This window comes from Roseibium sp. JB4-4 (genome assembly GCF_055693425.1).
The window spans coordinates 1,261,856-1,287,466 of sequence record NZ_CM146333.1 but is presented as its reverse complement, the minus strand read 5'-3'; the positions used below and the strand labels follow the sequence as shown (position 1 = coordinate 1,287,466).

Below are 25,611 nucleotides of genomic sequence, written 5' to 3'. Positions count from 1 at the left end.
GTTCGGCCTCCTTAAGATTTCTGGAACATGGCGAGCATGCGCCGGGTGACGAGGAAACCGCCGAAAATGTTGATCCCCGCCATGAAGATGGAGACGCCGGCAAGCAGGATAACCAGGAAGGATCCAGACCCGATTTGCATCAAGGCCCCAAGAATGATGATCGAGGAAATCGCGTTCGTCACCGCCATGAGCGGTGTGTGTAGTGAATGGCTGACGTTCCAGATAACCTGGAACCCGACAAAGACCGAAAGCACGAAAACGATGAAGTGCTGCATGAAACTTGCCGGCGCGACGAGGCCGACAAGGAGCAGCGCCAGACCGCCGACTGCGAGCAGCGTGACCTGTTGTTTGGTTTGTGCCTTGAATGCCTCAGCCTCCTGCTGACGCTTTTCTTCAGGTGTCAGCTCCTTCGGCTTTTCCTTCGATTTTGCCGCGATCGCCTGAACCTTGGGTGGAGGCGGGGGAAGGTGATCTCCCCTTCGAAGGCAACAGTTGCACCACGGATGACGTCATCTTCCATGTTGTGGGCGATCTGGCCGTCTTTTTCCGGCGTCAGATCTGTCATCATGTGGCGAATATTGGTGGCATAAAGCGTCGAAGACTGGGACGCCATCCTTGAAGGGAAGTCGGTGTAGCCGACAATGGTAACACCGTTGTCCGTAACGACTTTTTCGTCCTTGACGGTTCCTTCGACATTGCCGCCGCGTTCGGCCGCAAGATCGATAATGACAGAGCCTGGTTTCATGGCCTTGACCATGTCTTCAAGCCAGAGTTTCGGAGCGTCCCGGTTCGGAATCAGCGCAGTTGTGATGACGATGTCCATTTCGGGAGCAAGTTCGCGGAATTTGGCAAGTTGGGCCTCCCGAAACTCCGGCGACGACACGCTGGCATATCCTCCGGTCGCCGCACCATCCTGCTGTTCTTCTTCGAAATCCAGGTAAACGAATTCAGCACCCATGGATTCCACTTGCTCGGCGACTTCCGGACGAACGTCAAAGGCGTAGGTCACTGCACCGAGAGACGTAGAGGTGCCGATCGCTGCAAGCCCAGCCACACCGGCGCCAACAACAAGAACCTTTGCGGGAGGAACCTTGCCCGCCGCCGTGATCTGGCCGGTGAAAAAGCGGCCGAAATTGTTGCCGGCTTCAATAACGGCTCTATACCCGGCGATATTCGCCATGGAGCTGAGCGCGTCCATTTTCTGGGCACGCGAAATGCGCGGCACCATTTCCATGGCAATGACGTTGGCGCCCTTGTCCTTGGCAGCTTCCATCCCGGTTTCGTTTCCGCCCGGATTGAAAAAGGAAATCAGGGTCTTGCCCTTGGTGAGGTAACCAAGTTCCTTGTCATCCGGCTGGCGCACTTTGGAAATGATATCGGATCGTTTCCAAAGGCTTGGTGCGGTCTTGATAACCTCGACACCGGCTTCCTTGTAAGCCTCGTCCGAGAACCCTGCTGCTTTGCCTGCACCACTTTGGATCACGCAAGAATAGCCGAGTTTCTGGAGTTGCTTAGCCGATTCCGGGGTCATTGCCACACGGGCCTCCCCGGGGAAGGTTTCCTTCGGTGTGCCGATTATCAGCGCTTCTGACATATGTCGCTCCAAGATGGTGACCGGGAGAGGCCAATCGAAAATTTACCCACGCGATCAGACGTTGAGGACGTCGACAAACCGGGGGGCATGCATGTGTGCAGCGCATATAGAAACAAAAAAACTACTTATGACAAGGTGCGATTGCCTTAGAATTGGGCGGTATTTCCGCGCAGCTTTATGAAAGGCGCTAAACTTTATCGCACAGCTCGGGTGCGGAAATGAGAAAACGACGTTGCTTGCAACGCAATTCCTTTGCCGAATTACTAAGAATTTCGAATTGATTAGTATTTTTTTGCGCTGCGCAATCTGTGAGACAGTTGGCTCACTACACGGCAATTAATATGACATTTTTCGCCGCGCCCCCGTTTTCAGGGGCCGCGGCGAACTGAGATGCCTACTCCGCTGCTGCCTCGGCAGCCGGTTTTAGATCAAGATCAGAGGCATCGTGGCGCTCCGGAACTTGTTCCGCTTCCTCACCCCAAACACGATTGACCCGGCGTCCGCGATCAACCGCGGGACGCGCATCGATCTTCTCCGCCCAAGCTTTCACGTGTTTGTAGTCATCGACCGCCAGGAACTCCGCGGCGTCATAAAGCCTTCCAAGCACCAGACCGCCATACCAGGGGAAAATGGCCATATCGGCAATCGAATAGTCATTGCCTGCAATAAAGGGTCTTTCAGCGAGCGTCTTGTCGAGCACGTCGAGCTGGCGCTTGGTTTCCATGGTGAAGCGGTCGATCGGGTACTGGAATTTTTCCGGTGCGTAGGCATAAAAGTGACCGAAGCCACCTCCGACATAAGGAGCTGACCCCATCTGCCAGAAGAGCCAGTTCATGGTTTCCGTGCGCGCAGCAGGATCTTTGGGCAGGAACGCACCAAATTTTTCAGCGAGATAGACCAGGATGGCGCCAGATTCAAAAACGCGGGTTGGTGTTCCGGTGCTGTGATCCATGAGGGCAGGGATTTTGGAGTTCGGGTTGGCGCCGACAAATCCGCTGGTGAATTGGTCGCCTTCATTGATGCGAACGAGCCAGGCGTCGTACTCCGCGCCCTTGTGTCCGAGCTCAAGCAACTCTTCCAGCATGACTGTCACCTTCACCCCGTTCGGTGTGGCAAGCGAATACAGCTGCAAGGGGTGTTTGCCGACAGGAAGATCCTTTTCCTGTGTTGCACCCGAAATTGGTCGATTGATGTTGGCGAATTGGCCGCCGCTGGGTTGCTCCCAGGTCCAGACTTTTGGTGGCGTGTATTCGGAAGAGTCGCTCATGTGAAAATGGCCTCCGGAACGGAATTGACGATAGTGTATTCAGATCATCGGACTTCCGCGTGAAAACGGAATCCATCGCAATCTTACGATCAAATAGGGTGTCATGTCGGAGTTGCCTAGAGGGCAATTCAATTTCATTGAGAAAGACGCTGGATAGGTAGCTCCACGCACCGCCATGCCACCGCCCCAGAGCGGTCAATGCGATCCCGGCAGAACACCGGTCCTGACCAGCGGATGCGCAGATGCCCAATTCGGCAGATCGCATATAGCGTCCCGGCTGAAACTGGGTTTGTTCAGATTCAGCCGGAATATACGCTGTGTGAGGTACTACAAATGACTGCCGCCAGGCGCACTACCCTCTTACGACATAGACTGAACAATTGGAGTGCCGGACAACGCGAGCTGCATTCGGACCAAGCAGGAACTCTTTTAAGTCCGGTTTGTGAGCTCCGATCACTATAAGGTCCGAACCGGCCTGACGCGCAGCTTCCAGGATTTCTTCATAGATGGACCCGGCCGCAACAAGATGTCTGACATCCTTGTTGCGCTCCGGTCCGAGAACTCTGCCAACAGTGTCGGTCAATGCCTGGCGTGTTTTGGAGACCATCTCACCCTGGAAATTCTCGTCGAAATAGGAGCTGACGAGAGTCACGCCGAAGTTCGGCACGACAGTGATCACATCAAGCTGCGCTTCGTCGAGGCGCGCGAGTTTGTCTGCGGTTTCCAGAACCTGCATGTCGTCCTGGTGGGAGACATCGATAGCGCACAAAATGGATTTGACGGTCATGCCGGTGCTCCTTCCAGGCGGCCAGCACGTGCGCGCTGGACCAGATAAATCAGGATCAGAAGTGCAAAGCCGGGAATGAAAATCAGTTCCTTCGGCAATTGGGCAACCTCAATCTGTGCAGTGTCGATGATAACGGGTTCATCGGCATAGAAGTCGAAGTTGCTCATGGCTTCGAAAAATGGTGTTCCCGGGAACGGTTCTTCCAGCTTGAGAACGCCGTCTTCCTCCAGAACGGTCAGGCCAAGCGCACTCAGACGCGCGTCGCCGCCATCCTCGCCGCCAGGTGACAGGACAAGGGTCGTTGCCGTTGTCAGACCGGTATCGAAGTCGGGACCGCTGATCTCAACACGAATTTCCTCTCCTGCAGGTGCATTGCCGACAGCCTGAACAAATTCGGTTGGTGGAACCTGCTCAAAAGGAGGCTGGATCCTGTTCATGAAGAAGTCCGGACGGAACAGAACGAACGCAACCAGAACCAGAGCAATGCTCTCGTAGATTTTGTTGCGCGTAATGAAGTGTCCCATGGTCCCGGCCGTGAACACCAGGATCGCTACGGTGGCGACAATGAAGACGATTATGCCCTGTATCCAGCCGACATCGATCAACAGGAGATCGGTGTTGAAGATGAACACGAATGGCAGCGCGACTGTGCGGAGCGAATAGAAGAAAGCCGTAAAGCCCGTCTTTATCGCGTCGCCCCCCGACACCGCTGCCGCGGCAAAGGAGGCAAGTCCCACGGGTGGCGTCACATCCGCCATTATGCCGAAATAGAACACGAACAGGTGCACGGCAATCAGCGGCACAATGAGGCCGGACTGGGCGCCAAGCTCGACCACGACGCCGGCCATCAACGAAGACACGACAATGTAGTTCGCGGTTGTTGGAAGGCCCATGCCAAGCACCAGCGAAAGCACGCCGACAAATACCAGCATCAGCACCAGATTGCCGCCGGAGACGAATTCCACGAGATCTGCCATGACCTGACCGATGCCGGTCAGCGTCACGGTTCCGACGATCACTCCAGCGGTCGCCGTAGCAAGACCGATGCCGATCATGTTACGGGCACCGTCAATCATGCCGTGAACAAGGTCGCTGACGCCTTCCTTGAACGCTTCGACCATTTCATTTTCGCCGCGGAAAATTGCCTTGATCGGACGTTGCGTGAGCAGGATCACGAAGAGCAGCGCAGTAGCCCAGAAGGCTGAGAGGCCCGGTGACTTCTGCTCGATCATCAGGAAGTAGACCAGAACAATGATCGGCAACAGATAGTAGAGGCCGGCCTTGTAGATCTCGGAGATTTCCGGAAGCGTGATCTCCTTGGCATTCGGGTCATCCGGATGCAGGTCGTCAACGCTGGCTGCCAGCTTGAGAAGCGCGAGATATGCAACGAATACCAGCGCTGCGAGTATCCAATTGGCCCCGGCGGGCACCAGTGCGACGATCCAGCCGATCGGGAACTGGATGACGTAACAGAGCACGGCAAACCCGGCGAAGAAGAAGAACATGCCAAGCACGGTGCGGAGCGTCGAAACAGCCTTGTGACCGATTGTCGGCATGTTTCGCTTCACGGCTTCCAAATGCACAATATAGACCAGTGCAATATAGGATATCAGTGCCGGCAGAAACGCGTGTGTGATCACTTCAACATAGGAAATGCCAACATATTCAACCATCAGGAAGGCTGCAGCGCCCATAACTGGTGGCATGATCTGACCGTTGACCGAAGAGGCAACTTCGACGGAACCGGCCTGTTCGGAAGTAAAGCCGACCCGTTTCATCAGAGGAATGGTGAACGTACCTGTCGTGACAACGTTGGCGATGGAGGAACCGGAAATCAGGCCAGTCGCGGCGGAACCTACAACAGCAGCCTTTGCCGGACCGCCCTTAAGGTGGCCAAGTGCGCCGAATGCCATCTTGATGAAGTAGTTGCCTGCGCCCGCCTTATCCAGAAGTGCACCGAACAGCACAAACAGGAATACGAATTTGGTGGAAACGCCGAGCGCAATTCCGAAGACGCCTTCGGATGTGATCCACATGTGGCTCATGGCCTTTTGGAGGGATGCACCCTTCCAGCGGATAACTTCCGGAACCCAGGGTGAGGAACCGAAGAAGACATAAAGCAGAAAGATCGTTGCCACGATCGCCATTGCCGGGCCGAGCGCGCGTCTGGCCGCTTCGAACAGGACAATGACCCCGGCTAGCGCAAACCACTTGTCAGTGTGATCGGCCAGGCCGCCATTGTTGACGATCTTTTCATAGAAGAAGAAGCCGTAGAGCGCGATGAACGCCCCAAACAGGGCAAGGATCCAGTCCTGAATGGGGACATGATGGCGGGGGCTCGACTTCAGCGCCGGATAGGCCATGAAAGCCAGAAACATGGAGAACGCCAGGTGGAACTGACGGCTGTTGTTGATCAGATCCGAAGGCAGAACATTGTAGACAATCGGAGATGCCAGCAGGACCTGAAAGCATGACCATGTCAGAGCAATGCCCGCAATCAGCAGACCGACCGCACCGGCAGGATTTCTCGATCCGGAATCAGAGGCGGCAACTAGTTCTTGAAGTTCTTCTTCAGAAAGGCCTTGCCCCTTTGCCTGCCCGTTCTGTTGGTTCTGCTCTGACATTAAAATTCCCCCGGTCATCCGGCTGATCAACAGCGCCGGCACTGTTCAAATTCAACGATCGGGCAGGACGCAATCCTGCGCCTAGATCAGACTTTTTAGTTCTGGAGAGCGCAAGCGGTCGTGAAGAATTGAAATTGGACCGGCGCTACAGAACGGGCCCGGAAATTCCGGACCCGTATTTTTGAAAGACAGGAGCTTAGTTGATCCAGCCCTGCTCTTTGTAATATTTCGCAGCGCCCGGATGAAGCGGTGCGGACAGGCCGTCCTGAGCCATTTCTTCCGGCTTCAGGTTGGCGAATGCCGGATGCAGCTTCTTGAACGCATCGAAGTTTTCAAAGACTGACTTCACCAGCGTGTAGACTGTGTCTTCCGATACGTCTGCGGAGGTTACGAAGGTTGCGCCAACACCGAAGGTGCCGGTGTCTGCATCGTTGCCGCGATACATGCCGCCTGGAATGGTGGCGGTACGGTAGTAGCTGTTGTCTGCGACCAGTTTGTCGACAGTTTCACCACCCACGTTCACCAGAACGGAATCACATGCAGTCGTGGCTTCCTGGATAGAACCGGACGGGTGACCCACAGTGTAGATCATCGCGTCGATCTGGTTGTCGCAAAGCGCAGCGGACTGCTCAGCAGCCTTCAGCTCAGTAGCCTGCGTGAAATCGTCCGTGGTCCAGCCCATCGCTTCCATCAGAACTTCCATGGTGCCGCGCTGACCGGAACCCGGGTTGCCGATGTTGACGCGCTTGCCTTTCAGGTCTTCGAAGTTCTTGATGCCTGAATCCGCGCGTGCAACAACCGTGAACGGCTCCGGATGCACGGAGAACACGGCACGAAGGCCTTCAAACGGACCTTTTTCTTCAAACTTGGAAGTGCCGTTGTAAGCGTGATACTGCCAATCGGACTGTGCCACACCAAATTCCAGCTCGCCTTCACGAACAGTGTTGATGTTGTAAACAGAACCACCAGTGGATCTCGACCGAACAACGGATCCCATGATCCTTTCGGCCTTTGTTGACCAATCGGCAGATTGCGCCGCCGGTCGGGTAATAAACGCCAGTCACACCACCAGTGCCGATGGTGATGAATTCCTCTGCGGAGGCGGCGCCCGTGAATGCAATGCTGGTCGCCATCACAGCGCCTGCAAGGTTCATTTTCATCATCATTTGACTAGGCTTCCCTCTTAATTCAAGTTTTCTAAGCCTAAAATGGTCGTTGCCACCTTAGACGTTTTCAAATTCGTCGAGTAAGCGGTTGTGCTTCTCGACGTCTTGGATCCGGGCTTCTGCATCGGATCCGGCTCGCGCGACCAACATGCCTGTTATGGTTTCTATAAGCACGAGAGTGGCCGCGTAAGATGAGAAAAAGTGAGGACTTTCAGTGCGTTGTATGAAATGAAAGTCGGCGAATTGTAGTCCCGGAAACGCATGGCTGTCTGTCAGGACGATCACCTTTGCGCCGCTTGCCGCTGCGATCTCTGCCGCACGGACAGAACGATGTGCATAGGGATGTTTTGAGATGACAATCACAGTGTCCTTGGAAGACACTCCGGCAAGCGTACTTCCCAGCGTGGCTCCGTTCCGGCCGGCGACGATCCACCTGTCATCAAACCATTTGGCGAGATAGGCGAAGTAGTCGGTGAACCCTGCCGAGGCGAGAGCGCCGATCAGGATGATCCTGCGTGACCGTTCCAGCTGCTGAACCGTTGCGTCCAGCATGGACGGATCAATGTCATCAACGAGTGCCTTGATGTTGTCAATGCAGGCAGAAACCTGACGCGGCAGCAAAGGCTGGTCCGCGTAGGATTGCAGTTTCCGGGCCTTGTCCTGAAAGGAACCGCTGCCGCGTCGGCTGATTTCCGAGCGGGCCTGTTCTCTGAGAGCCTCGTAGTCGGAAAAACCCAATGCCCGCGCAAGACGGGTGTAACTCGCTGGAGAGACGCCGCTTGCGGACGCAACCGATCGCAGGCTGCGGGTTGCGATTTCAACCTGATTTTCGGCAATATAATCCGCCGCAACACGAAGTGTGTCGCTCAACTCGGCGTAATTCGCCGAGATCGCTGTCCTTATCTGGGGCGGCGAAATAGTTTCCATTTCGTTACTGTTTCATTTGTTTTTTCGAAAGTCAAACCATGAAACAAATGTTTCCTTGCGGAAGCTATTGTTTCTTCTACGGCTGTCAGATCTGCGAAATTTCAAGCCATTCCTGTTCAGTGTTCGAACCACACCAAGGAAGTGCCAACTCGTCAGTTGTCCCTTATCGGCTCTACGGTTCTGCGGCCCATTGAACGCCGCTCTTGACGCCGGTTGCATTCACCGCTGAAGCTTGGACGCACCAGGGGGAACCGGTTGTGATTCCATTCGATGTTCTGACGGTCTTTTTTGCTGCTGCGATCGCGCTTGGCCTTGCGCCAGGGCCTGACAATATTTTTGTCCTCACCCAGTCTGCTCTCTATGGCAGGCTTGCTGGCCTGGTCGTCACACTTGGTCTTTGCACGGGACTTATTGTTCACAGCATTGCAGTTTCGGTGGGTGTGGCCGCAGTATTCGAAACTTCGGTGCTGGCTTTCACATTGCTGAAATTTGTTGGCGCAGCCTACCTGATCTACCTGGCGTTCCAGGCTTTCCGGGCAGGAGGTGCGGAGCTGAAAATGCAAAGCACGCCATCCCTACCGCTGCCCGCACTTTTTCGTCGCGGCATCATCATGAACGTCACCAACCCAAAAGTTGCCATCTTCTTTTTGGCATTCCTGCCGCAGTTTGCCGATCCGGCCAGAGGATCGGTGCCGGTTCAGATCATGTTGTTCGGAGGGTTGTTCATCGTTGCGACGATCCTGGTCTTCGGTGCCGTGGCCCTTGGCGGTGGGCTGATCGGAACCTACTTGAGGCAGTCTCCAAGCGCTCAGACCTGGCTTAATCGCCTTGCGGGCATCGTCTTCGTCGGACTTGCCGTCAGGCTGGCGGTCACCGAGCGCTGACGGCAATATCCTTTTGAAGATGCCGCGTCACAAAGCCTGCATGGTGTAGACCGCGAAATAGCCCTCACGATCGGTATCGGAACTCAAGATCCGCCAGCCGGCCTCATCAGCAATCTCGGCAAACGCGCCTTCACTGTATTTGTGTGAGTTTTCAGTGTGGATTGTCTCGCCTTCCTGGAACGCGAAGGTTACCCCTCCGACGTCGACCGACTGTGTGCATTTGCTGACAAGATGCATTTCGATCCGGCTGTCTTCAGCGTTCCAGACAGCTTTGTGCTTGAAAGTTGAGAGGTCAAACCGACCATTCAGATCGCGATTGATGCGCTGCAGAATATTTTGATTGAAAGCGGCTGTAACCCCCGCTGGGTCATCATAGGCTTCGATCAGGACGTGCTGTGCCTTTGGGCGGTCCACGCCGACAATCATGGTCGCGTTCGGCATTACTGTCCGAATGTTCTTCAAAAGGCTGGCTGCGTCCGCTCTTTCGAAGTTGCCGATGGTTGACCCGGGAAAGAACACCAGAACCGGTAATTCCGGCAACAGCGGCAGCTGACCCAGAGGTTCGGTGAAATCCGCGGCCACAGGAATAACGGCGAGGGACGGAAACGCCCTTCGAACGCGTTCCGCGGCCTCTTTCAGGTGATTGGCCGAAATGTCGATTGGCATATAGACCGACAGATCCGGAAAGGCACCAAGCAGCAAATTGGTCTTTCGGCTTGAACCGCTACCCAGTTCGACCATGGCGCCGCGTGCGCCGGGCAGTCTCCGGTATTTGTCGACATTCTCTTCCAGAATGGTCAATTCCGTGCGCGTGGGATAATAGGCGTCCAGCTCTGTTATGGCTTCGAAGAGATGCGAGCCGACATCATCGTAGAGCCATTTGCTGGAAAGCTGCTTTTGATCTGCGCCAAGGCCCGACAAGACATCGGATCGGAACGCATCATTGTGAGAGACAGGGGGAACGTGTTTGCTCATAGGTCAGCCGCCAGTCTGAGGCCCAGCATTTGCCAACGCTGGTGTGGATAGAAGAAAGTGCGATAAGAGGCGCGCATTTGCTGCTTGGGCGTTGCACAGGAGCCGCCTCGAAGCACCATCTGGTTCACCATGAATTTGCCGTTGTATTCGCCGATTGCACCTTCCGGCGGCCTGAAGCCGGGGTAGGGCGAAAAAGCGCTTGAGGTCCATTGCCAGACATCGCCCCAAAGACCGTCTTTTTGCCCGATCGGCAAAAGCACGCCGTTGTCCAGAAAGTTGCCGTCAACTACCGTCGGCTCCGCGGCCGCTTCCCATTCTGCTTCGGTAGGAAGGCGTTGACCTGCCCAACGGGCAAACGCGTCGGCCTCGTAGTAACTGACATGAACAACGGGTGCAGCCGGATCGACGGGGCGTGAACCCTGCAATGTGTAGGTCCACCATTCACCGTCCTGCCGCCACCAGTAAAGCGGCGTGTCCCAACCGTTCTGTTCCTTGACCGCCCAGCCTTCCATCAGCCAGAGCGTCTGTGTTTCATAGCCGCCGTCTTCCATGAAGGCGATCCACTCGCCGTTGGTTACGGGCCGATTGGCAAGCCTGTACGGATCGAGCCAGACTTTGTGCCGTGGCCCTTCACAGTCGTAGGCAAATCCGTCTCCATTGTGCCCGATTTGCAGAAGACCGCCGTCAAAGTTGGTCCAACTCAAGTCCCGTGCAGCCGTCACTGAGAGCGGCTTCGGTTCGGAATAGGCCGGAAGCAACGGATTATAGGAAAAGGCGTGCAGAAGGTCGGTTACCAGAAGTTCCTGATGCTGCATTTCATGGTGACAACCAAGCGTGACCAGTTCTTCAAGCTTTAGTTCATCAAGGTCGAACGCGTCGGTCATCAGACCGTGACGAACGGCATCTTCGACGTGATTGCGGTAGTTCATCACTTCTTCTGCCGAGGGGCGGGACAAAAGTCCGCGCTTGGAACGTGTGTGCCTGGGGCCGGCCTGCACATAATAAGAGTTGAAGAGCAAGGCGAAGCGATCGTCTATTGGCTGATAGCCAGGGAGCGATGGCTTCAGGATAAATTCTTCGAAAAACCAGGTCGTATGAGCCAGATGCCACTTGGGGGGACTCGCGTCCTCCATCGATTGTAGGCCCATGTCCTCAGCACTCAAAGGAGCGCTCAATTTCAAAGTTTGAGATCTGGTTTGATTGAAGAGATGCAGAATGTCGTCAACCGGTGACGGCTGTATTTGCCCGTCCAAATTTGTCATATCAATTCCTCCACGCGGATCCCGGTCGACTTGCCCCCGACCGAGCCTGTGAATGCCACCAAGCGGTTTGAACGTAAGAGAGCTTTCTGGTTTTCCAATGTCGGGAATTGCACCGCACCGGTGCAAAAATGCGCCGACAATCGGGCTGAGTGCTCATTGTTTAGAAAAATCAACACTGATGAAGTTAGCTCCATATTACGTGAAAAGGTGATTAATATTCCCCATCGCATTGTTTTATCAAAGGCAATTTGTACGACGGAGCCAATAGGCTGGTGCCTGCTGACAGGGAGAAAATAGGGAGACCATCCTGACAACCTGCTGTCAGGATTGCCGATGGGACCTCTTCACATTGGCGTGAGCATTGATGTTCGATTTCCCACTCGGCTCTGAACGCGGTTCGCCAACCAATGAGCCTGAGTGTCGAGTGGTAAAAACTGCGGATGAAAATTCGGACGATCAGGTTCGAGGCTTGACTTATTAGGATGCTTGTCCTAATTGTTAGGTCAATTGTCCTAATGACCCTTTAGGACACGGCAAGTCACCAAATGGGAAAGCAAAGCAATGGCAGCAATCGATACGCGTCAGCAGATTGTCGAGGCAGCTGATGACCTGTTCTACAGCGCAGGATTTGTGCAGACATCCTTTGCCGACATTGCCAAGGCTGTGAACATCTCGCGAGGCAACTTCTACTATCATTTCAAGACCAAAGACGAGATCCTCGATGCGGTGATCGACAAGCGATTGGCTGACCGCGAGACGTTGTTGGCCAAATGGGACGAAACAGCTGACGACCCGGTCCAGCGCATCATTTGTTTCATCCGAATTGTCATCGTGAACCAATCAAAGATCATGGCATATGGCTGCCCGGTCGGCACGATGACGGCTGAACTTGCGAAGCTGAACCATCCTTCAAGGACCAGGGCCAACCAGATCATGGCTCTCTTTCGCAATTGGCTTCAGCGTCAGTTCGGAGCGCTGGGTTTTGGCAAGGACGCTGAGCTGCATGCGCTTCACGTTCTGGGTTGGAGCCAGGGTGTGGCGAGCCTTGCACAAGCGTTTGGTGACGAAGTGTATGTGCGCCGTGAGGTCGAACAGATCACCGACTGGCTGCATGAGATCGCTGTCACAGGTCGCCGAATTCCTTCATCCACCTGAACGAAACAATTATTATTGCGAGGTTAACGACCGATGTTTGTTGTCACATTGAGATTTTCAAAGAATAGGGAGCGGGCAGGTGAGTTTATCGCGGACCATAAAGCCTGGATCCAGAAAGGTTTCGATCAGGGCATGTTTCTGATGGTGGGTAGCCTGCAGCCAAATCAGGGCGGTGGCATCCTTGCACACCGGGTTTCGCGTGAAGAACTGGAGAGATTTGTCTCAAGTGACCCCTTTGTTGCGGAAGAGGTAGTCAGTGCCGACATCCTTGAAATCACACCGGCAAGACTGGATGAGCGGCTGAACTTTTTGGCGGCTTAAATCCGCACAGGCCTGTTTCCGGACACGGCGGGCAATAGATTTGCAGTTGGGAGAGACGTGACCAGCATATTGCACAGGTTGCAATTGCGCACCGTTTAGTGTCACAGCTTCGTTCTTGAAGATGACCAGATACGAAGCGGCGCGAAGACATTTGCTGCAGGCGGGAGACCAGAATGCCGGACTTTAGAGGATCCATTCCTGCTCTTGTGACCCCTTTCAAGAACGGCAAGGTGGACTACGAGACTTTGGAACGCCTTGTTGAGTGGCATGTCGAAGAAGGCAGCCATGGAATTGTCGCTGTGGGCACAACCGGCGAAAGTCCGACAGTTTCAAAGCTGGAACACAAGGAAATCTTGAAACGCGTCGTAGAATTCGCGGCCGGCAGGCTCCCGGTGATCGCGGGAACGGGCTCGAACGCGACCGCTCAGTCGCTGGACATGCTGCAACACGCAGAAAGCGTTGGCGCCGACGCAGCGCTCATTGTTACTCCCTATTACAACAAGCCGAACCAGGCGGGCCTTTTAAGCCACTACCAGGTTCTGCATGACAACAGCAATCTGCCGATCATTCTCTACAACATTCCCGGGCGTTGCGTGATCGATATCTTGCCGGACACAATGGCTCAGATGGCCAGCTGGCCGCGGATTATCGGCGTCAAGGATGCGACTGGCAGCATGGAGCGGGTCAGTCAGCAACGCGCCAAGTGCGGAACTGATTTCATCCAGCTCAGTGCGGAAGACGCAGCGGTTCTCGGCTTCAATGCACATGGCGGAAGCGGGTGCATTTCGGTGACGGCCAATGTTGCTCCGCGCCTGTGTGCCGAATTTCAGGAAGCCTCGCTGGCAGAAGACCTGGGCTGTGCACGTGCGCTTCAAGATCGGCTATTGCCTCTCCATAGCGCTGTGTTCCTTGAGCCGCCGGCAGCATGCGTCAAATATGCCTTGTCCAGGCTCGGCCGCTGCAGCGATGAGGTGCGATTGCCCTTGACACCAGTCACTGACGAGACGAAGCAAGCACTTAATCAGGCAATGGGAGCGGCAGGGCTATTGTAACCGGCAGAAAAAACGCCCCGGTGGGGGCGTTTTACGATGTCTGCATTGCTGTTGCTATTGAACACGCGGGAACAGGGTCTCTATCTCGCCAAGTTCGCCGCCACCTTGAAGCTTGTCCAGTTCAGGCTTCCAGGGCTGTGGAGCTTCAGGTGCGTTAAGCATGTTCAACGCGCGACCGGCGGATGCGGGAATGACCTGTAGCAGGGCTTCCATAACGATGCGCAAGCTGTCCAGCGTCACATAAATCACGGTCTGGCAACGTTCCCTGGTGTCATCATTCTTGATGAGTTCCCAGGGAGCCTGCTCAGCGAAATAGTTGTTCATTTCGTCCGCGACAGTGATGATCGACTGCACTCTTGCAGGAATGTCGGCGAGATCGACCCATTCACCCAAACCAGCTGTGGCGTCCACGACTGCTTTACGAATGGCTTCGTCCTGAGCCGACAGTGGGCCAGGCACAGGTAACGTGCCGTCAAACCGCGCCTTGGAAAACTTGGCGGCGCGTGACAGAAGATTGCCGATCTTGTTACCCAGTTCGCTGTTGTAGGTCTGTGTGATCAGTTCGACTGAAATCTGGCTGTCGCTATCTGCGCGCATATGACGGGCCAGGTACCAGCGCAGTGCATCAATGCCGAGTTTCTCGATCACTTCGATCGGGTCGACAACGTTTCCGATGGATTTTGACATTTTCACGCCTCCAGCCCCAACCCAGTGGCTGTGCACGGAGAGTTTCTTTGGCAACGGTAGGCCAGCGGCCATCAGCATGATCGGCCAGTAGACCCCGTGTGGTTTCAAAATGTCCTTGCCGATCAAATGCTCGCATTCTGCCCACCAGGTTTCATACTTGGCGTCGGGCCAGTCGATGTTGGTCAGATAGTTGGCAAGCGCGTCGAACCAGACATAGGTAACGAACTCGGTGTCGAACGGCAGGTCGACGCCAAGGGTTACGCGGGATTTTGGACGCGAAATGCAAAGATCCTCGAGCGGATCTGACAGCATCTGTTTCAGCTCGTTTCGGAAGGCTTCCGGCTGTACGAAGTCCGGGTTGTCGGCGATGTGCTTCAGCAACCGCTCGCGAAACGGCTCCATCTTCAGAAAGTAGTTTGTTTCTTCCGTATGCTCGACCTTCATGGTCGGGTGCAGAGGGCACTGGCCTTCTTCGGTGAGATCGGATTCCTTCTTGAACTCCTCGCAACCCTTGCAGTAGGTGCCGGTGTAATTCTTCTTGATAATCAGGTCCTTGTCGAAGATCGACTGCTCCATGCCACCGACAGCCACCTTGTGCCCTTCGCGGCTCGTCCGGACAAAATAGTCATACCGGACGTCAAGCTTGTCGAAAACGTCGCGGAATTCCTTGCAGCGCATATCGAGAAACTCTTCGACCGGCATGCCGAGATCGCTCGCTGCTTCCTGATTTTTCTGGCCATGCTCGTCAACGCCGGTGGACAGCATCAGCTCATACCCCAGCGCCTGCCGGTTCCGCTTTAGGATATCAGCCATCACCGACGTGAAGGCATGACCGATATGCGGGGACCCATTGACGTAGTAGATCGGAGTGGTGATGTAGCTTTTCATCCAAACGCTTTCGAAATCTTGGCCTGTAGTGGCAGTCTGTCGACAGTGTTATCGGGCGCAAGCGACCGTCTGTGCCGAATATATGAAGTCGAAGCTATATTTCACACTCATGTGCCCATTGAAAGCCCTGGCTGGTGAAAAGCATGGCAGGCCATTTGATCGGGCAGATGCACCAAAGGACGTTGCTTGAACAATTACTTGTCTATCGGCAAGCCGCTCGGAACGCTTTTCGGAATACCGAACGGGGGATTGGCAACCGAGGCTGTTCCTGTCAGGGCTTTCAGGAAGCTGACCAGATCGGAAATCTCGTCGTCGCTCAAAGCAATGGGGGCAATGTCTCTAAACCTAGCATGCCGTGCCATTTCCCGTTTGTCATTCCAGACGACAAAATCAATTGCCTCCAGCCAGGGCGCATTCGGGAGTGAGGCAGTTTCAGGCCGCCAAGAGGCCAGACTGCCAGCCGGATCCAGGTGATGGCGAACAATGCCTTCAAGTGTTGGATAAGCCCCATTGTGACCATAGGGGCCAGTCAGTTCCACATTGCGCAGCATCGGGGTGCGGAACCTGTAGGCATCTTCCAGCCGGTCACTTTCTCCCATTCGGCCAACATCGCGCACCATGGGATCGAAGCGGCGGGTTCTGCCCGGCCCGAATGGCGGCAGGCCAATAGCATGGAATTTCTGATCGCTGAGCAGACTTCCAGAGTGACAGCTGGAGCACTGCGCCTTTCCATAGAAAAGCTCAAGGCCACGTTCCTGAGCGGGTGAGAGGGCCGCCTTGTCGCCAGCCAGATAATTGTCGAAGGGACTGTCGAAGCTTTCCCACTCCACAGCCTGGAAAGCCGCAAGCGCGTTGGCAACTTCGGCAATTGTGACCTCATCCGGCGTATCTATGTGATCAAACGCTTCGACAAACAGGCGACCATACTCGGGTATGACGCGTACGCGTTTGGCAAGGATTGGCCAGGATGCGTCGATGCGATCGTGTACTGCGCCGGCAACTTCGTTTTCTCTCGGATTTCCCGCCATCTCAAACTGGGCGACAAGCGGAAAGATCGCCTGAGCGGCCAGCAGTGTTTCAAGGCCCTCTGGAAGCCATTCCTCGGCAGGAGAATTGAAGCCGTTTTCGTATGTTTCGGCGATTGACAAACGCCCGTCGTGAAAGAGCGTGTGAAGGCCTTTTGCCCCGAGATTCCAAAGGCCTGGCGCGTTTCGTGGAATCCGCTTCTTAATTCGGTCACCGCCTTTGCCGGCCGTGCGCTCTGTACCTAGACCGGATCCGCCTTCGCCGATGCCAAGCGACAGCCGGTCACCTGTTCCAAGCGTTGGATGATGGCACGTGGCGCAGGCAATATTCCTGTTACCTGACAGGATCTTGTCGTAAAACAGGAGCTGGCCGAGCGCCGCCTGCTTTTGGTCGAAGGCGATGAAATCGTCTGAAGTGAGTGACGCTGGCAATTCCGTGGCATACGCCGGGGCTGACATGAGAAGAACAACGGGGAACGACAAGAGCCGATGACGAAAACCCTGAAAGCCGCCTTGTTGGGGCTTGTGCTGATGAATACACCTGCGCTCGCCGAAATCGAGGAAGCGCGCGACCTCATGGAGGCCAATCGCTACGAAGAGGCGATGAAGGAACTCTGGCCGGCTGCGCGGTCCGGCAACGCGGATGCCGAAGAGCTTATCGGCATCATGTATGCCATGGGGCTTGGCGTTGCACGGGACGATCAGAGGGCGTTTGAATGGTATCTCCGAAGCGCAATGAAGGGGCACCCGGGAGCTCAGTCCGGCGTCGGCTGGTATTATGAAATCGGTCGCGGAATGCCGGCACCCGATCTGGTACGCGCCTATATGTGGTACACCCTTTCCGCGATCGGCGGCGATCCTGATGCGGCGATCTCGCTTGAGGAAGTGGTCAAGAAAATGACGAAGGATGAAATTGAGAAGGCGCATATCCTGGTCGATGACTACAAGGTTTGGATGTATCCGTTCCGATGACGTGGAACCGGCCAAACGCTTTGGCCGGCTTATTTTCCCAGGCAATACCAGAAACTGTCAATTCAAGCATCTGGAAAGCTTCGTAAATGCGGGAGCCCGGCAATGAAATCGCCGGGCTCCCTTTGCGATCCGAAGGATCAGTTCAGGTCTGCGTCGCGCGCACCGTTGATGTCGGTTTCAGCCGCAGCAACAGCTTCTTCCAGCGCACCGAAGATTTCGCCGCCACGGTTCACGTTATCCTTGAACCAGTCGTAGACCGGAGAAGCCGCTTCTTTGAAGGCCGCTTTCTGTTCCGGGGTCGGTACGTAGAGATCGCCGCCACCGGCAACGAAGTCTTCATAAGCCTGGATGGACTTACGCTTCGGAGAGGCGAAGGTCGCCTGCTGCAGGGCATAGAACCCGTCAAGAACAACGCGGCGCATGTCTTCCGGCATGGAGAGGAACTTCTCGTTACTCATCCACCAGAGAGCACCCATGTAGGCATGGCCGTCCAAAGTGACATACTGCAGACCGGCATCCGGGAACTTCATGCCCATGATGTCGGTGATACCGTTCTTGGAGCCTTCAACAACACCGGTCTGGAAGGATGTGAACAGCTCCGGCCACGGAATCGGGGTCGGGGAAGCACCAAGGGCCTTGACCAGTTCCTGCGGAAGGTCGGCGACGACGGTCCGGATTTTCAGGCCTTCCATATCAGCCGGATTTGCAACACGTCGCTTGGTGTTGGCAAAGTTACGCCAGCCGCCGGTGTTGCCTACAGTCATGAGGCGAATGGCGTTCTGGCTGTCTTCCAGTGCCATGGCGCGCATTGTGCGGACAAAGTCGCCGGACAGAACATGCTCGGCAATCCGGTCGTCGGCCATCATGTAAGGCAGGTCGAGAACCTGCACATACGGGAAAATGCCCGAAGCGCCGCCGGACGTCGAAATGTAGATGTCGATCGCACCGCCAGCGACACCCTGGAGGCACTCGGCACCGTTGGAGCAAAGCTGCGTGCCGATGAAGAGTTCAACTTCAATGGCGCCGTTCGAGGCGGACTCCACGAAATTCTTGAACACGATCAGGCCGTCATAGTCCTCATCGTTTTCATTGGAGTTTGCAGTTGCACGCAAAGTGTAATCCGCGGCAACGGCACTCAAGGCCGATCCGGCGAGCATCGCCGCAACGGTGAGCGTTTTCAGTGCAGATTTGAGCATTAGGTACCTCCCTTTAAAAGCTCATAATCAGTTGGCAAATCCGGTCAGACGCGGAATCGTCATGGAAAGTGCCGGGATATAAGTGATCAAGAAGATCACTGCGATCTCTACCGCCAGGAACGGCAGAATTGCTTTGGCGATGGTCTCAACCCGTTCTCGTGAGACCGATGCCGCGACAAAGAGGACAAGGCCCATTGGCGGAGTGGCCAGACCGATGGTCAGGTTTACGCTCATGATAATGGCAAAATGGATCGGATCGACACCCATGGACGTGAAGATGGGTCCGAGGATCGGGCCGAGAATGATGATGGCCGGACCTGCATCCAAAAACATGCCGACGACGAATAGCAGCATGTTGATCAGGAAAAGTAGGATCAACGGGTTCTCAGAGAGGCTGAGAACGAACGCGGCCATCGTTTCCGGGGCATGGCTCAAACTGACGACCGTCTTGAAAGCCATTGCAGCGCCAACCAGCAAAAGCACAACGGCAGACGTAATGCCGGCCCTGTTCAAAACACCCGGGATTTCTTTCATCTTCAGGGAATGAAGAACGAAAAAACCGATCAGAAGTGCATAGGCGACGGCGACAGCCGCTGCTTCGGTTGGCGTGAAGACACCGAGCAAGATACCGCCCAGAATGATGATCGGCGTTTGCAGAGGTGCGACAGCCTTTTTGCACACCACCCGGAAATCACTTGAAACCACCCCGCGCAGGCTGACGAGCAGGAAATGCGCCAGCACCATCATCACGACAAAGAGCAGGAGTGTGACGGTGTAGGAGAAGGGTTCAAATCCGAGCGTGGACGCAATGCCGGTCGCTGTCACGGTTGCAAGACCTGCGACGTTGATCCGGAGAACGGCGAACGAGAACCATTTTTCGACCGGCGCCATGGACTGGCCTGGATTGACGATCCGCTGCGCTTTCGGAAGATCGTATTTATCCGCCATGAAACGCACCATGAGCATCAGGCCGATGCCGACCATGACGCCTGGAACAATACCGGCCAGAAACAGCGCGGCGACGCTTTCACCCATGACATACGCATAGATGATCATGATGCCGGATGGCGGAATGATCGGACCTATAACTGACGAAGCAGCCGTCACCGCAGCTGCGAACTTTCGCGTATAGCCCTGTTTCTCCATCGCCGGGATCAGCATTGACCCGAGCGCTGACGTGTCAGCGACCGCAGAACCGGAAAGCCCGGCGAACAGCATCGAAGACAGGATGTTCACATGGGCAAGACCACCCCGCAGGTGTCCCATCAGCGCCTGCGAAAACTCCACGAGGCGCATGGTGATACCGCCTTTGTTCATCAGCTCGCCTGCGAGCATGAAGAACGGAATCGCCATCAGAGGAAAACTGTCCATACCGTTGTAAACGTTACGGTAGAGAAGGGTGATATCCCGCTCTTGGCCGTTCATCCAAAGCAGGATGCCAGGCGCTGCCAGGAGACCGAAGAAGACCGGCAATCCGATCATCAGGAAAACAAGGAAGACAGGTAGGAACCAGATAAGCATCAGTCTGCCCCCGCCATGTCTGCTTCGGGCATGACCGGCATCCGGTCATCGCCGCCAAGGAGAGAGATAAGATTTCTCAGGATCAGTTCGATATTGACCAGTGTCAGCATGATCACGCCCACGAACATGGACAGCATCATCCAGCTGCGAGGAACCCTGATCCACTCTGTCAGTGAGAAATTGCCCGGAATGTAAAGAGAGGCGGTCGCGAATTTTCCGCCAAACCCGGTCACTTCGAAATATCCGATTTGCACGGAAACGACCAGAACGGCCAGCGAAATGAGCAGCAGGAACAGTGTCAGCACCTTACCCATCATAACAGGAAGGGCCTGCCCCAGCATGTCAATGGCAACAAAGCCACCCCGGCGAAAGGCCGTCGGCGCCATGAGGCCTGCCATCCAGAGCATGCAGAAACGAGCGGCCTCATCAGGCCATGGAAGAGCGTTGTTGAAAACGTAGCGGAATACGACCTGGATCAGGATCGCAACAACCATCAGGGCGACAGCGACGACGCCAATAGCTCGGCCAAGACGCAACAAATACGAATTGACGAAAGCAAACGGTGCTAACACCGCAAGCAAAATGCCCATGAGGGCCCCTCCCAAGTTTTTACTCCCGGCGGGGCTCAGTATCGCCCCGCAGTCCGCCCTTACCGTGGAGCGATTTGCCCGAGCTTGCCCGAGAAAAATGTCAAAGCGTCACCGGTGCGCATTTCCGCCTGCAACACCTGACCCAGAACAATCAGGTGATCGCCTCCCTCATAGGCAGCAAAACGCTTGCACTCGAAACGCGCAAGGCAATTCTCGATCAGCGGTATGCCTTTTTCGTCTATTCTGTGTGGCAGCTGATCGAATGCGTGCGCATTGCGCACAAAGCCATTGCAAACTTCCGCCTGATGGTGGCTGAGGACATGAATGGCGTAATGTTCGGCCTCTTCGAAATACTGAAAACGCCGCGATCCCTTGTCCGGCATCCAGAGCACAAGCGGCGGCTCCAGAGAAACGGACGAAAAACTGTTGGCGGTGATGCCGACAGGACCATCCGCCGAATGCGTGGTCACGACGGTAACCCCGGTGGCGAAACGCCCAAAAGCGTCGCGCAACAGCCGTGTATTGTCTGAATCCGGCTCGAAGGTTACGGGATGATTGGCATTTTGCATGGTCATCAAGGCACCTCGTTGCCAAGAGCGGCTTCATAAAGCCGATACCAGGTTTCACGATCTATCGAGACTTTCAGGGCATCGGAGATTTTTGCTATGCGGTCGGTGTTGTTTGTGCCCATCACCGGCAGTAGTCCGGCCGGATGCGCCAAAAGGAATGCGACTGCCACCGCGGAGCGGTCAACGCCATGTGCGCCTGCAATCTCGTCCATCACTGCTCCAAGCTGGCCAGCTTCGGAAATCAGTGCACCACCACCTAGGGGAGACCAGGCCATGAGCTTTGTACCAAGTCGCTGATGGAATGCCAGGTCGCCGTTTGTGAAGGGAGATATTTCCTTCAGACTGATCTCGACCTGGTTGGTCACCAGCTTGTTTGACATGGCCGATTGCAGCAGCTCCCAGTCCCAGGGCCGGAAGTTGGAGACGCCTGCATTCTTTACTTTGCCGCTTTTGATCAGATCGTCGAGCGTCGCTCCGGTCTCATGGTGATCCATCAGCGGGTCCGGGCGGTGGATCAAAAGAAGATCAATCGTCTCGATACCCATCTCGGAGAGCGAAATGTCGACGGACTTCTCGATATGAGCGCGGCTGGTGTCGTAGTATTTCACCTTGGCATCGGCGTATCGGCCTGCCGGTGCAACGATGTCGCATTTGGTGACGATTTCCATACGCTGGCGCAGCGATGGGTTTGCCTTCAATGCGCCGCCGAGCACCGCTTCTGCAGCATAGCCGCCGTAGATGTCTGCCTGATCGAACGTCGTAATACCTTGATCAAGGCAAATCTGGATTTTCCGCTCGACATGAGCAGGAGAAGTATCTGTGTCGTCACCCAGCCGCCACATGCCGTAGACCAGTTGGGAAAATTCCAGGGTGTCTGTAAGTTTGACGCGGTTCATCAGCGGCGGACTCCGTTGCCGAGTGGTGTTGCCGGTGTTTCTGCAGGTACGCGGCCATAGGCATGGGGCAGCGAGCATGTTTTCAAATTCGGCAATACACGGGCGCCGAAATGTTTTGCTTCTTCAAGGTGCGGGTAACCTGAGAAGATGAAAGCTCGAATGCCCATCTTCTGATAGCCCTCAATCTTCGACATGACCTGATCGGTCGAACCGACCAGTGCCGCGCCGCAGCCTGAGCGGGCGCGTCCAACCCCGGTCCAAAGATTTGGTTCGATGTATCCGAACTCGTCAGCGACCTCGCGGTTCTTTGCCTGGTGGCTGACACCCAGAGACTTGGCGTCGAGCGCACGTTCACGGATTGCCGTCCCCTGTGCATCGTCGAGTTTCGAGACGATGTAGTCGGCGTATTCCTGCGCTTCCTTTTCCGTATCCCGCACGATCATGTGAACCCGCAGGCCATAATCGAGAGTGCGGTTGTACTTCTCAGCAACGGAATTGACCGCTTTCATTCGGCCTTCCAGCTCCCCCATTGTTTCGGGCCACATCAGGTAGACGTCGCAATGCTGGCCGCAAAGCTCCAGTGCTGCCGGCGAGTAGCCGCCGAAATAGAGCAGGGGACCGCCTGTCTGGTAAGGCCGGACCGGATCCGTCGTCAGGTTCTTGAAGTTGTAGATTTCGCCTTCGTAGTTGATTTCGTCCTGTGTCCAGGCCTGTTTCAGGATTTCAACCACTTCACGTGAGCGCTGGTAACGATAACCGCTGTCAGCCTGTTCGCCCGGAAAATCGGACGAAATGATATTCACTGTCAGGCGGCCCTCGAGCATGTGATCGAGCGTCGCGATTGTCCGCGCCAGCATGATCGGCTGCATTTCGCCACAGCGCACGGCTGCCAGGAGATTGATTTTTTCGGTAATCGGTGCGCAGCCAGCAACGAAGCTCAGCGTGTCTTGACCCACCTGATAAGAGGACGGGCACAGAATGTTTCGAAAGCCCTGAGCCTCTGCTGTCTTCACAATTGACGAGCAATGCTTCCACGAAGAGCGCAGGTCGCCCTCCGGTACGCCCAGAAACTGATAGTCGTCGGAGCAAAGTGCGGCAAACCAGGAAACTTCCGCTGCATCAAGGTCCGGCGAAGTGACTGGGACTACGGTCATAAAGTGCCTCCCTGGGACTGACCATTTCAACCCTCTGATACTGCCTTTGACTGGCTGTCGGGGTGTTTTCGTTTGTTTTCGAATGGCTTCATTTTGCCTTCGATTTCTTCTTGCATATCACCCGTTTTGATGTAAATCAATAGTGTATCAATTTTGAAGATCAGGCAACAAAAACATCATGCCAACCGCCTCGCAAACGTCTGGAGCGCTGCCGCTTTATGTGCAGATCAGCGAGCTTTTGATAAGAGATATTGCGGCTGGACGGCTGATCGATGGAGAGCGGCTGCCGCCTGAACGTGACATGGCGGAAGAGCTTGGGATATCCATCGGCACCTTGCGAAAAGCGCTAGCGGACCTTACGGATAAAGGCTTACTTGAGCGAATTCAGGGCTCGGGGAATTACGTACGTCAGGGAGGCACACAGGAAAGCGTCTATGCGATGTTCCGCCTGGAGCTTTTGTCCGGAGGTGGTCTGCCGCGGGCCGACATACTCACTGTGGATCGCCTGCCTAAGCCGGACAAGCTGCCAGCCTTCGGAACAGGCCGGGAAGGCACTCGCATTCGCAGGCTCCGCTACCTGAATGAGGTCATGATCGCTGTGGAGGAAATCTGGCTCGACGGAGACTGTGGCATGGTGCGGCAGGATCTGCTTTCAGATTCTCTGTATCGCTTCTACCAGAAGCATCTTGGGTTTTGGATTGTTCGCGCCGAAGACAGGGTCACAATCGGAAAGGTCCCGGATTGGGCTCCGGACGTATTCTCAAAAACACCTGGAACACTCACCGGATATATAGAGCGTTTCAGCTGGTCCGACAAAGCCAGGCCGGTCGAGTATTCACGGACCTGGTTTGATACGGACAAGGCGCATTACGTACAACGGTTGAAATAGGCGGACGGCAAGAAGCCGCCGGAACTAGGAGAAGGAAATGCCTGCAAAGGTAAGATACGGGGTTGTTGGCTGCGGAATGATGGGCCAGGAGCATTTGCGCAATATCGCCCTGCTTGCCGACACCGAAGTGACCGTGGTGTTTGAGCCGGATGCTGACATGGCCCGTGAGGCAGCAGCGTTTGCACCTGGCGCAAAGTTTGTCGGGTCCGTTGCGGAACTCCTCGAGGTAGACGAGCTTGATTGCATCCTGATTGCGAGCCCCAACCATTGCCATGTGCCGCAGATGGAGGAGATCCGGAAAAAGCGGCCACTGCCTTTGTTGGTCGAAAAACCGCTTTTCACCGACCCGAAAGACCTGGCGGAGTTGGAAACATTCAAGTCGGCTTATCCGGCTCCGGTTTGGGTCGCCATGGAATACCGCTACATGCCACCGATTGCAGCCCTGATAGAACAGGCTGAGGAGGCGACCGGCGGGATCAAGATGCTCACCATTCGGGAACACCGGTTTCCGTTTCTCGACAAGGTTGGCGCTTGGAACAGGTTCAACAAATATTCCGGCGGCACCTTCGTTGAAAAGTGTTGTCACTTTTTCGATCTGATGCGCCTGATCATCAAAAGCGAACCTGTGCGCGTGATGGCCTCCGCCGGTCAGGACGCCAATCACAAGGATGAGACTTATGACGGCGAACAGCCAGACATTTTGGACAACGGCTATGTGATTGTCGATTTCGAAAACGGCTCACGTGCAATGCTTGAACTTTGCATGTTTGCAGAAGGCTCACGTTATCAGGAAGAAGTGGTCGCAATCGGATCTGAAGGCAAGATCGAAGCTTTCGTACCAGGCCCAGGGCGTTTCTGGCCGTCGGATCTCGGCGATCCTCCGGTACCCCAATTGGTCGTGTCCCCGCGGAAACCCAAGGGACCGCGCCAGATTGACATTCCCGTGGACCCGACAATTCTGGATGCTGGAGACCACAACGGCTCGACTTTCTATCAGCATGAAGGCTTCGTTGCCGTGGTACGGGGCGAAAAGCAAGTTCCTGAAGTAACTTTGGAAGACGGTCGCCGCGCGGTGGAAATGGGCCTTGCTGCCCAACAGTCAGCACGCACGGGCCAGGCTGTAATTCTTATGAGCAACAAGCTTTCCTCGGTCGCCTGTTGAATTAAAAGGTGTTTCCTCCGGGGCAACTGCCGGCGTGACACTGTCGCG

At 55.3% G+C, this 25,611-nt stretch carries 21 protein-coding genes and 2 pseudogenes; 7 read left to right on the top strand and 16 right to left on the bottom strand.

What is annotated here, in order from left to right; genetic code table 11:
• Nucleotides 1-11 precede the first annotated feature (11 nt).
• The 6 genes and pseudogenes from ACZ1HV_RS05920 to ACZ1HV_RS05895 all read right to left on the bottom strand — a co-directional run bounded on the left by ACZ1HV_RS05920 (nucleotide 12) and on the right by ACZ1HV_RS05895 (nucleotide 8,365).
• Nucleotides 12-1,582, bottom strand: a pseudogene (locus tag ACZ1HV_RS05920) (Re/Si-specific NAD(P)(+) transhydrogenase subunit alpha).
• 406 nt (nucleotides 1,583-1,988) lie between these two features.
• Complete coding sequence (yghU, locus tag ACZ1HV_RS05915; RefSeq protein ID WP_472717575.1) at nucleotides 1,989-2,861, bottom strand: glutathione-dependent disulfide-bond oxidoreductase; 873 nt, start codon at nucleotides 2,859-2,861, stop codon at nucleotides 1,989-1,991.
• 352 nt (nucleotides 2,862-3,213) lie between these two features.
• A complete protein-coding gene (locus ACZ1HV_RS05910) occupies nucleotides 3,214-3,648 on the bottom strand; it encodes a universal stress protein (protein WP_152502480.1) in 435 nt (144 codons plus the stop codon).
• A complete protein-coding gene (locus tag ACZ1HV_RS05905; protein WP_472717574.1) occupies nucleotides 3,645-6,272 on the bottom strand; it encodes a TRAP transporter permease in 2,628 nt (875 codons plus the stop codon). The genes ACZ1HV_RS05910 and ACZ1HV_RS05905 overlap by 4 nt, the downstream gene beginning before the upstream one ends.
• Nucleotides 6,273-6,468: 196 nt before the next feature.
• Nucleotides 6,469-7,432 (bottom strand): annotated as a pseudogene (locus ACZ1HV_RS05900) (TAXI family TRAP transporter solute-binding subunit).
• A gap of 63 nt (nucleotides 7,433-7,495) precedes the next feature.
• Nucleotides 7,496-8,365, bottom strand: coding sequence for a MurR/RpiR family transcriptional regulator (locus ACZ1HV_RS05895; RefSeq protein WP_298816267.1), 870 nt, complete (start codon nucleotides 8,363-8,365; stop codon nucleotides 7,496-7,498).
• Nucleotides 8,366-8,622: 257 nt separating this feature from the next.
• On the opposite strand from ACZ1HV_RS05895, the gene ACZ1HV_RS05890 reads away from it, so the two are divergent.
• Entirely contained in the window at nucleotides 8,623-9,249 is a 627-nt protein-coding gene (locus ACZ1HV_RS05890) for a LysE family translocator (protein ID WP_472717573.1), read from the top strand.
• Between the two features lie 27 nt (nucleotides 9,250-9,276).
• Here ACZ1HV_RS05890 and egtD read toward each other — a convergent pair whose 3' ends face one another.
• Together egtD and egtB are read right to left on the bottom strand one after the other, a co-directional pair.
• Nucleotides 9,277-10,224, bottom strand: a complete 948-nt coding sequence (gene egtD, locus ACZ1HV_RS05885) for an L-histidine N(alpha)-methyltransferase (RefSeq protein WP_472717572.1) — start codon at nucleotides 10,222-10,224, stop codon at nucleotides 9,277-9,279.
• Nucleotides 10,221-11,486, bottom strand: a complete 1,266-nt coding sequence (egtB, locus tag ACZ1HV_RS05880; RefSeq protein WP_472717571.1) for an ergothioneine biosynthesis protein EgtB — start codon at nucleotides 11,484-11,486, stop codon at nucleotides 10,221-10,223. The genes egtD and egtB overlap by 4 nt, the downstream gene beginning before the upstream one ends.
• Before the next feature lie 561 nt (nucleotides 11,487-12,047).
• On the opposite strand from egtB, the gene ACZ1HV_RS05875 reads away from it, so the two are divergent.
• The 3 genes from ACZ1HV_RS05875 (at nucleotide 12,048) to dapA (ending at nucleotide 14,014) form a co-directional block, all read left to right on the top strand.
• On the top strand, nucleotides 12,048-12,641 hold the full coding sequence (locus ACZ1HV_RS05875; RefSeq protein WP_298958128.1) for a TetR/AcrR family transcriptional regulator: 594 nt from the start codon (nucleotides 12,048-12,050) through the stop codon (nucleotides 12,639-12,641).
• A 33-nt stretch (nucleotides 12,642-12,674) separates the two neighbouring features.
• Nucleotides 12,675-12,962 carry a YciI family protein gene (locus ACZ1HV_RS05870; protein WP_298816276.1) on the top strand — a complete coding sequence of 96 codons (288 nt, stop codon included), beginning with the start codon at nucleotides 12,675-12,677 and terminating at the stop codon, nucleotides 12,960-12,962.
• 173 nt (nucleotides 12,963-13,135) lie between these two features.
• Nucleotides 13,136-14,014 carry a 4-hydroxy-tetrahydrodipicolinate synthase gene (gene dapA / locus ACZ1HV_RS05865; RefSeq protein WP_472717570.1) on the top strand — a complete coding sequence of 293 codons (879 nt, stop codon included), beginning with the start codon at nucleotides 13,136-13,138 and terminating at the stop codon, nucleotides 14,012-14,014.
• 54 nt (nucleotides 14,015-14,068) lie between these two features.
• On the opposite strand, the gene metG is transcribed toward dapA, so the two are convergent.
• Both metG and ACZ1HV_RS05855 read right to left on the bottom strand, forming a co-directional pair.
• Nucleotides 14,069-15,589, bottom strand: coding sequence for a methionine--tRNA ligase (metG, locus tag ACZ1HV_RS05860; protein ID WP_298958123.1), 1,521 nt, complete (start codon nucleotides 15,587-15,589; stop codon nucleotides 14,069-14,071).
• A 194-nt stretch (nucleotides 15,590-15,783) separates the two neighbouring features.
• A complete protein-coding gene (locus tag ACZ1HV_RS05855; protein WP_472717569.1) occupies nucleotides 15,784-17,073 on the bottom strand; it encodes a cytochrome-c peroxidase in 1,290 nt (429 codons plus the stop codon).
• 30 nt (nucleotides 17,074-17,103) lie between these two features.
• On the opposite strand from ACZ1HV_RS05855, the gene ACZ1HV_RS05850 reads away from it, so the two are divergent.
• Nucleotides 17,104-17,586, top strand: a complete 483-nt coding sequence (locus ACZ1HV_RS05850; protein WP_298816285.1) for a tetratricopeptide repeat protein — start codon at nucleotides 17,104-17,106, stop codon at nucleotides 17,584-17,586.
• A gap of 137 nt (nucleotides 17,587-17,723) precedes the next feature.
• Here the strand turns inward: ACZ1HV_RS05850 and ACZ1HV_RS05845 are convergent, their stop codons facing one another.
• The 6 genes from ACZ1HV_RS05845 to ACZ1HV_RS05820 are packed head-to-tail and all read right to left on the bottom strand — an operon-like array spanning nucleotide 17,724 to nucleotide 23,512.
• Nucleotides 17,724-18,782, bottom strand: coding sequence for a TRAP transporter substrate-binding protein (locus ACZ1HV_RS05845; protein WP_298816287.1), 1,059 nt, complete (start codon nucleotides 18,780-18,782; stop codon nucleotides 17,724-17,726).
• Nucleotides 18,783-18,809: 27 nt separating this feature from the next.
• Nucleotides 18,810-20,303 (bottom strand): TRAP transporter large permease, encoded by a 1,494-nt coding sequence (locus ACZ1HV_RS05840; RefSeq protein WP_298816289.1) that lies wholly within the window; start codon nucleotides 20,301-20,303, stop codon nucleotides 18,810-18,812.
• Nucleotides 20,303-20,893, bottom strand: coding sequence for a TRAP transporter small permease (locus tag ACZ1HV_RS05835; RefSeq protein ID WP_472717568.1), 591 nt, complete (start codon nucleotides 20,891-20,893; stop codon nucleotides 20,303-20,305). Before ACZ1HV_RS05835 ends, ACZ1HV_RS05840 begins: the two co-directional genes overlap by 1 nt.
• Nucleotides 20,894-20,952: 59 nt before the next feature.
• Entirely contained in the window at nucleotides 20,953-21,468 is a 516-nt protein-coding gene (locus ACZ1HV_RS05830; RefSeq protein ID WP_298816293.1) for a flavin reductase family protein, read from the bottom strand.
• Nucleotides 21,468-22,358, bottom strand: coding sequence for an aldo/keto reductase (locus tag ACZ1HV_RS05825; protein ID WP_472717567.1), 891 nt, complete (start codon nucleotides 22,356-22,358; stop codon nucleotides 21,468-21,470). The genes ACZ1HV_RS05830 and ACZ1HV_RS05825 overlap by 1 nt, the downstream gene beginning before the upstream one ends.
• Complete coding sequence (locus ACZ1HV_RS05820) at nucleotides 22,358-23,512, bottom strand: LLM class flavin-dependent oxidoreductase (RefSeq protein WP_298816296.1); 1,155 nt, start codon at nucleotides 23,510-23,512, stop codon at nucleotides 22,358-22,360. The genes ACZ1HV_RS05825 and ACZ1HV_RS05820 overlap by 1 nt, the downstream gene beginning before the upstream one ends.
• Before the next feature lie 178 nt (nucleotides 23,513-23,690).
• Here ACZ1HV_RS05820 and ACZ1HV_RS05815 point away from each other — a divergent pair, with 178 nt between their 5' ends.
• Together ACZ1HV_RS05815 and ACZ1HV_RS05810 are read left to right on the top strand one after the other, a co-directional pair.
• Complete coding sequence (locus ACZ1HV_RS05815; protein ID WP_298816298.1) at nucleotides 23,691-24,401, top strand: GntR family transcriptional regulator; 711 nt, start codon at nucleotides 23,691-23,693, stop codon at nucleotides 24,399-24,401.
• Between the two features lie 37 nt (nucleotides 24,402-24,438).
• Nucleotides 24,439-25,563, top strand: a complete 1,125-nt coding sequence (locus tag ACZ1HV_RS05810; protein WP_298816300.1) for a Gfo/Idh/MocA family protein — start codon at nucleotides 24,439-24,441, stop codon at nucleotides 25,561-25,563.
• Nucleotides 25,564-25,611 lie beyond the last annotated feature (48 nt).

Excerpts from the sequence above, each read along its gene's own strand:
- ACZ1HV_RS05875 (WP_298958128.1), top strand. The coding sequence starts at position 12,048 with ATGGCAGCAATCGATACGCGTCAGCAGATTGTCGAGGCAGCTGATGAC.
- ACZ1HV_RS05810 (WP_298816300.1), top strand. The coding sequence starts at position 24,439 with ATGCCTGCAAAGGTAAGATACGGGGTTGTTGGCTGCGGAATGATGGGC.
- ACZ1HV_RS05845 (WP_298816287.1), bottom strand. The coding sequence starts at position 18,782 with ATGCTCAAATCTGCACTGAAAACGCTCACCGTTGCGGCGATGCTCGCC.
- egtB (WP_472717571.1), bottom strand. The coding sequence starts at position 11,486 with ATGACAAATTTGGACGGGCAAATACAGCCGTCACCGGTTGACGACATT.
- dapA (WP_472717570.1), top strand. The coding sequence starts at position 13,136 with ATGCCGGACTTTAGAGGATCCATTCCTGCTCTTGTGACCCCTTTCAAG.
- egtD (WP_472717572.1), bottom strand. The coding sequence starts at position 10,224 with ATGAGCAAACACGTTCCCCCTGTCTCTCACAATGATGCGTTCCGATCC.
- ACZ1HV_RS05850 (WP_298816285.1), top strand. The coding sequence starts at position 17,104 with ATGACGAAAACCCTGAAAGCCGCCTTGTTGGGGCTTGTGCTGATGAAT.
- ACZ1HV_RS05815 (WP_298816298.1), top strand. The coding sequence starts at position 23,691 with ATGCCAACCGCCTCGCAAACGTCTGGAGCGCTGCCGCTTTATGTGCAG.
- metG (WP_298958123.1), bottom strand. The coding sequence starts at position 15,589 with ATGAAAAGCTACATCACCACTCCGATCTACTACGTCAATGGGTCCCCG.
- ACZ1HV_RS05855 (WP_472717569.1), bottom strand. The coding sequence starts at position 17,073 with ATGTCAGCCCCGGCGTATGCCACGGAATTGCCAGCGTCACTCACTTCA.
- ACZ1HV_RS05825 (WP_472717567.1), bottom strand. The coding sequence starts at position 22,358 with ATGAACCGCGTCAAACTTACAGACACCCTGGAATTTTCCCAACTGGTC.
- ACZ1HV_RS05820 (WP_298816296.1), bottom strand. The coding sequence starts at position 23,512 with ATGACCGTAGTCCCAGTCACTTCGCCGGACCTTGATGCAGCGGAAGTT.
- ACZ1HV_RS05840 (WP_298816289.1), bottom strand. The coding sequence starts at position 20,303 with ATGCTTATCTGGTTCCTACCTGTCTTCCTTGTTTTCCTGATGATCGGA.
- ACZ1HV_RS05895 (WP_298816267.1), bottom strand. The coding sequence starts at position 8,365 with ATGGAAACTATTTCGCCGCCCCAGATAAGGACAGCGATCTCGGCGAAT.
- ACZ1HV_RS05830 (WP_298816293.1), bottom strand. The coding sequence starts at position 21,468 with ATGACCATGCAAAATGCCAATCATCCCGTAACCTTCGAGCCGGATTCA.
- yghU (WP_472717575.1), bottom strand. The coding sequence starts at position 2,861 with ATGAGCGACTCTTCCGAATACACGCCACCAAAAGTCTGGACCTGGGAG.
- ACZ1HV_RS05905 (WP_472717574.1), bottom strand. The coding sequence starts at position 6,272 with ATGTCAGAGCAGAACCAACAGAACGGGCAGGCAAAGGGGCAAGGCCTT.
- ACZ1HV_RS05910 (WP_152502480.1), bottom strand. The coding sequence starts at position 3,648 with ATGACCGTCAAATCCATTTTGTGCGCTATCGATGTCTCCCACCAGGAC.
- ACZ1HV_RS05835 (WP_472717568.1), bottom strand. The coding sequence starts at position 20,893 with ATGGGCATTTTGCTTGCGGTGTTAGCACCGTTTGCTTTCGTCAATTCG.
- ACZ1HV_RS05870 (WP_298816276.1), top strand. The coding sequence starts at position 12,675 with ATGTTTGTTGTCACATTGAGATTTTCAAAGAATAGGGAGCGGGCAGGT.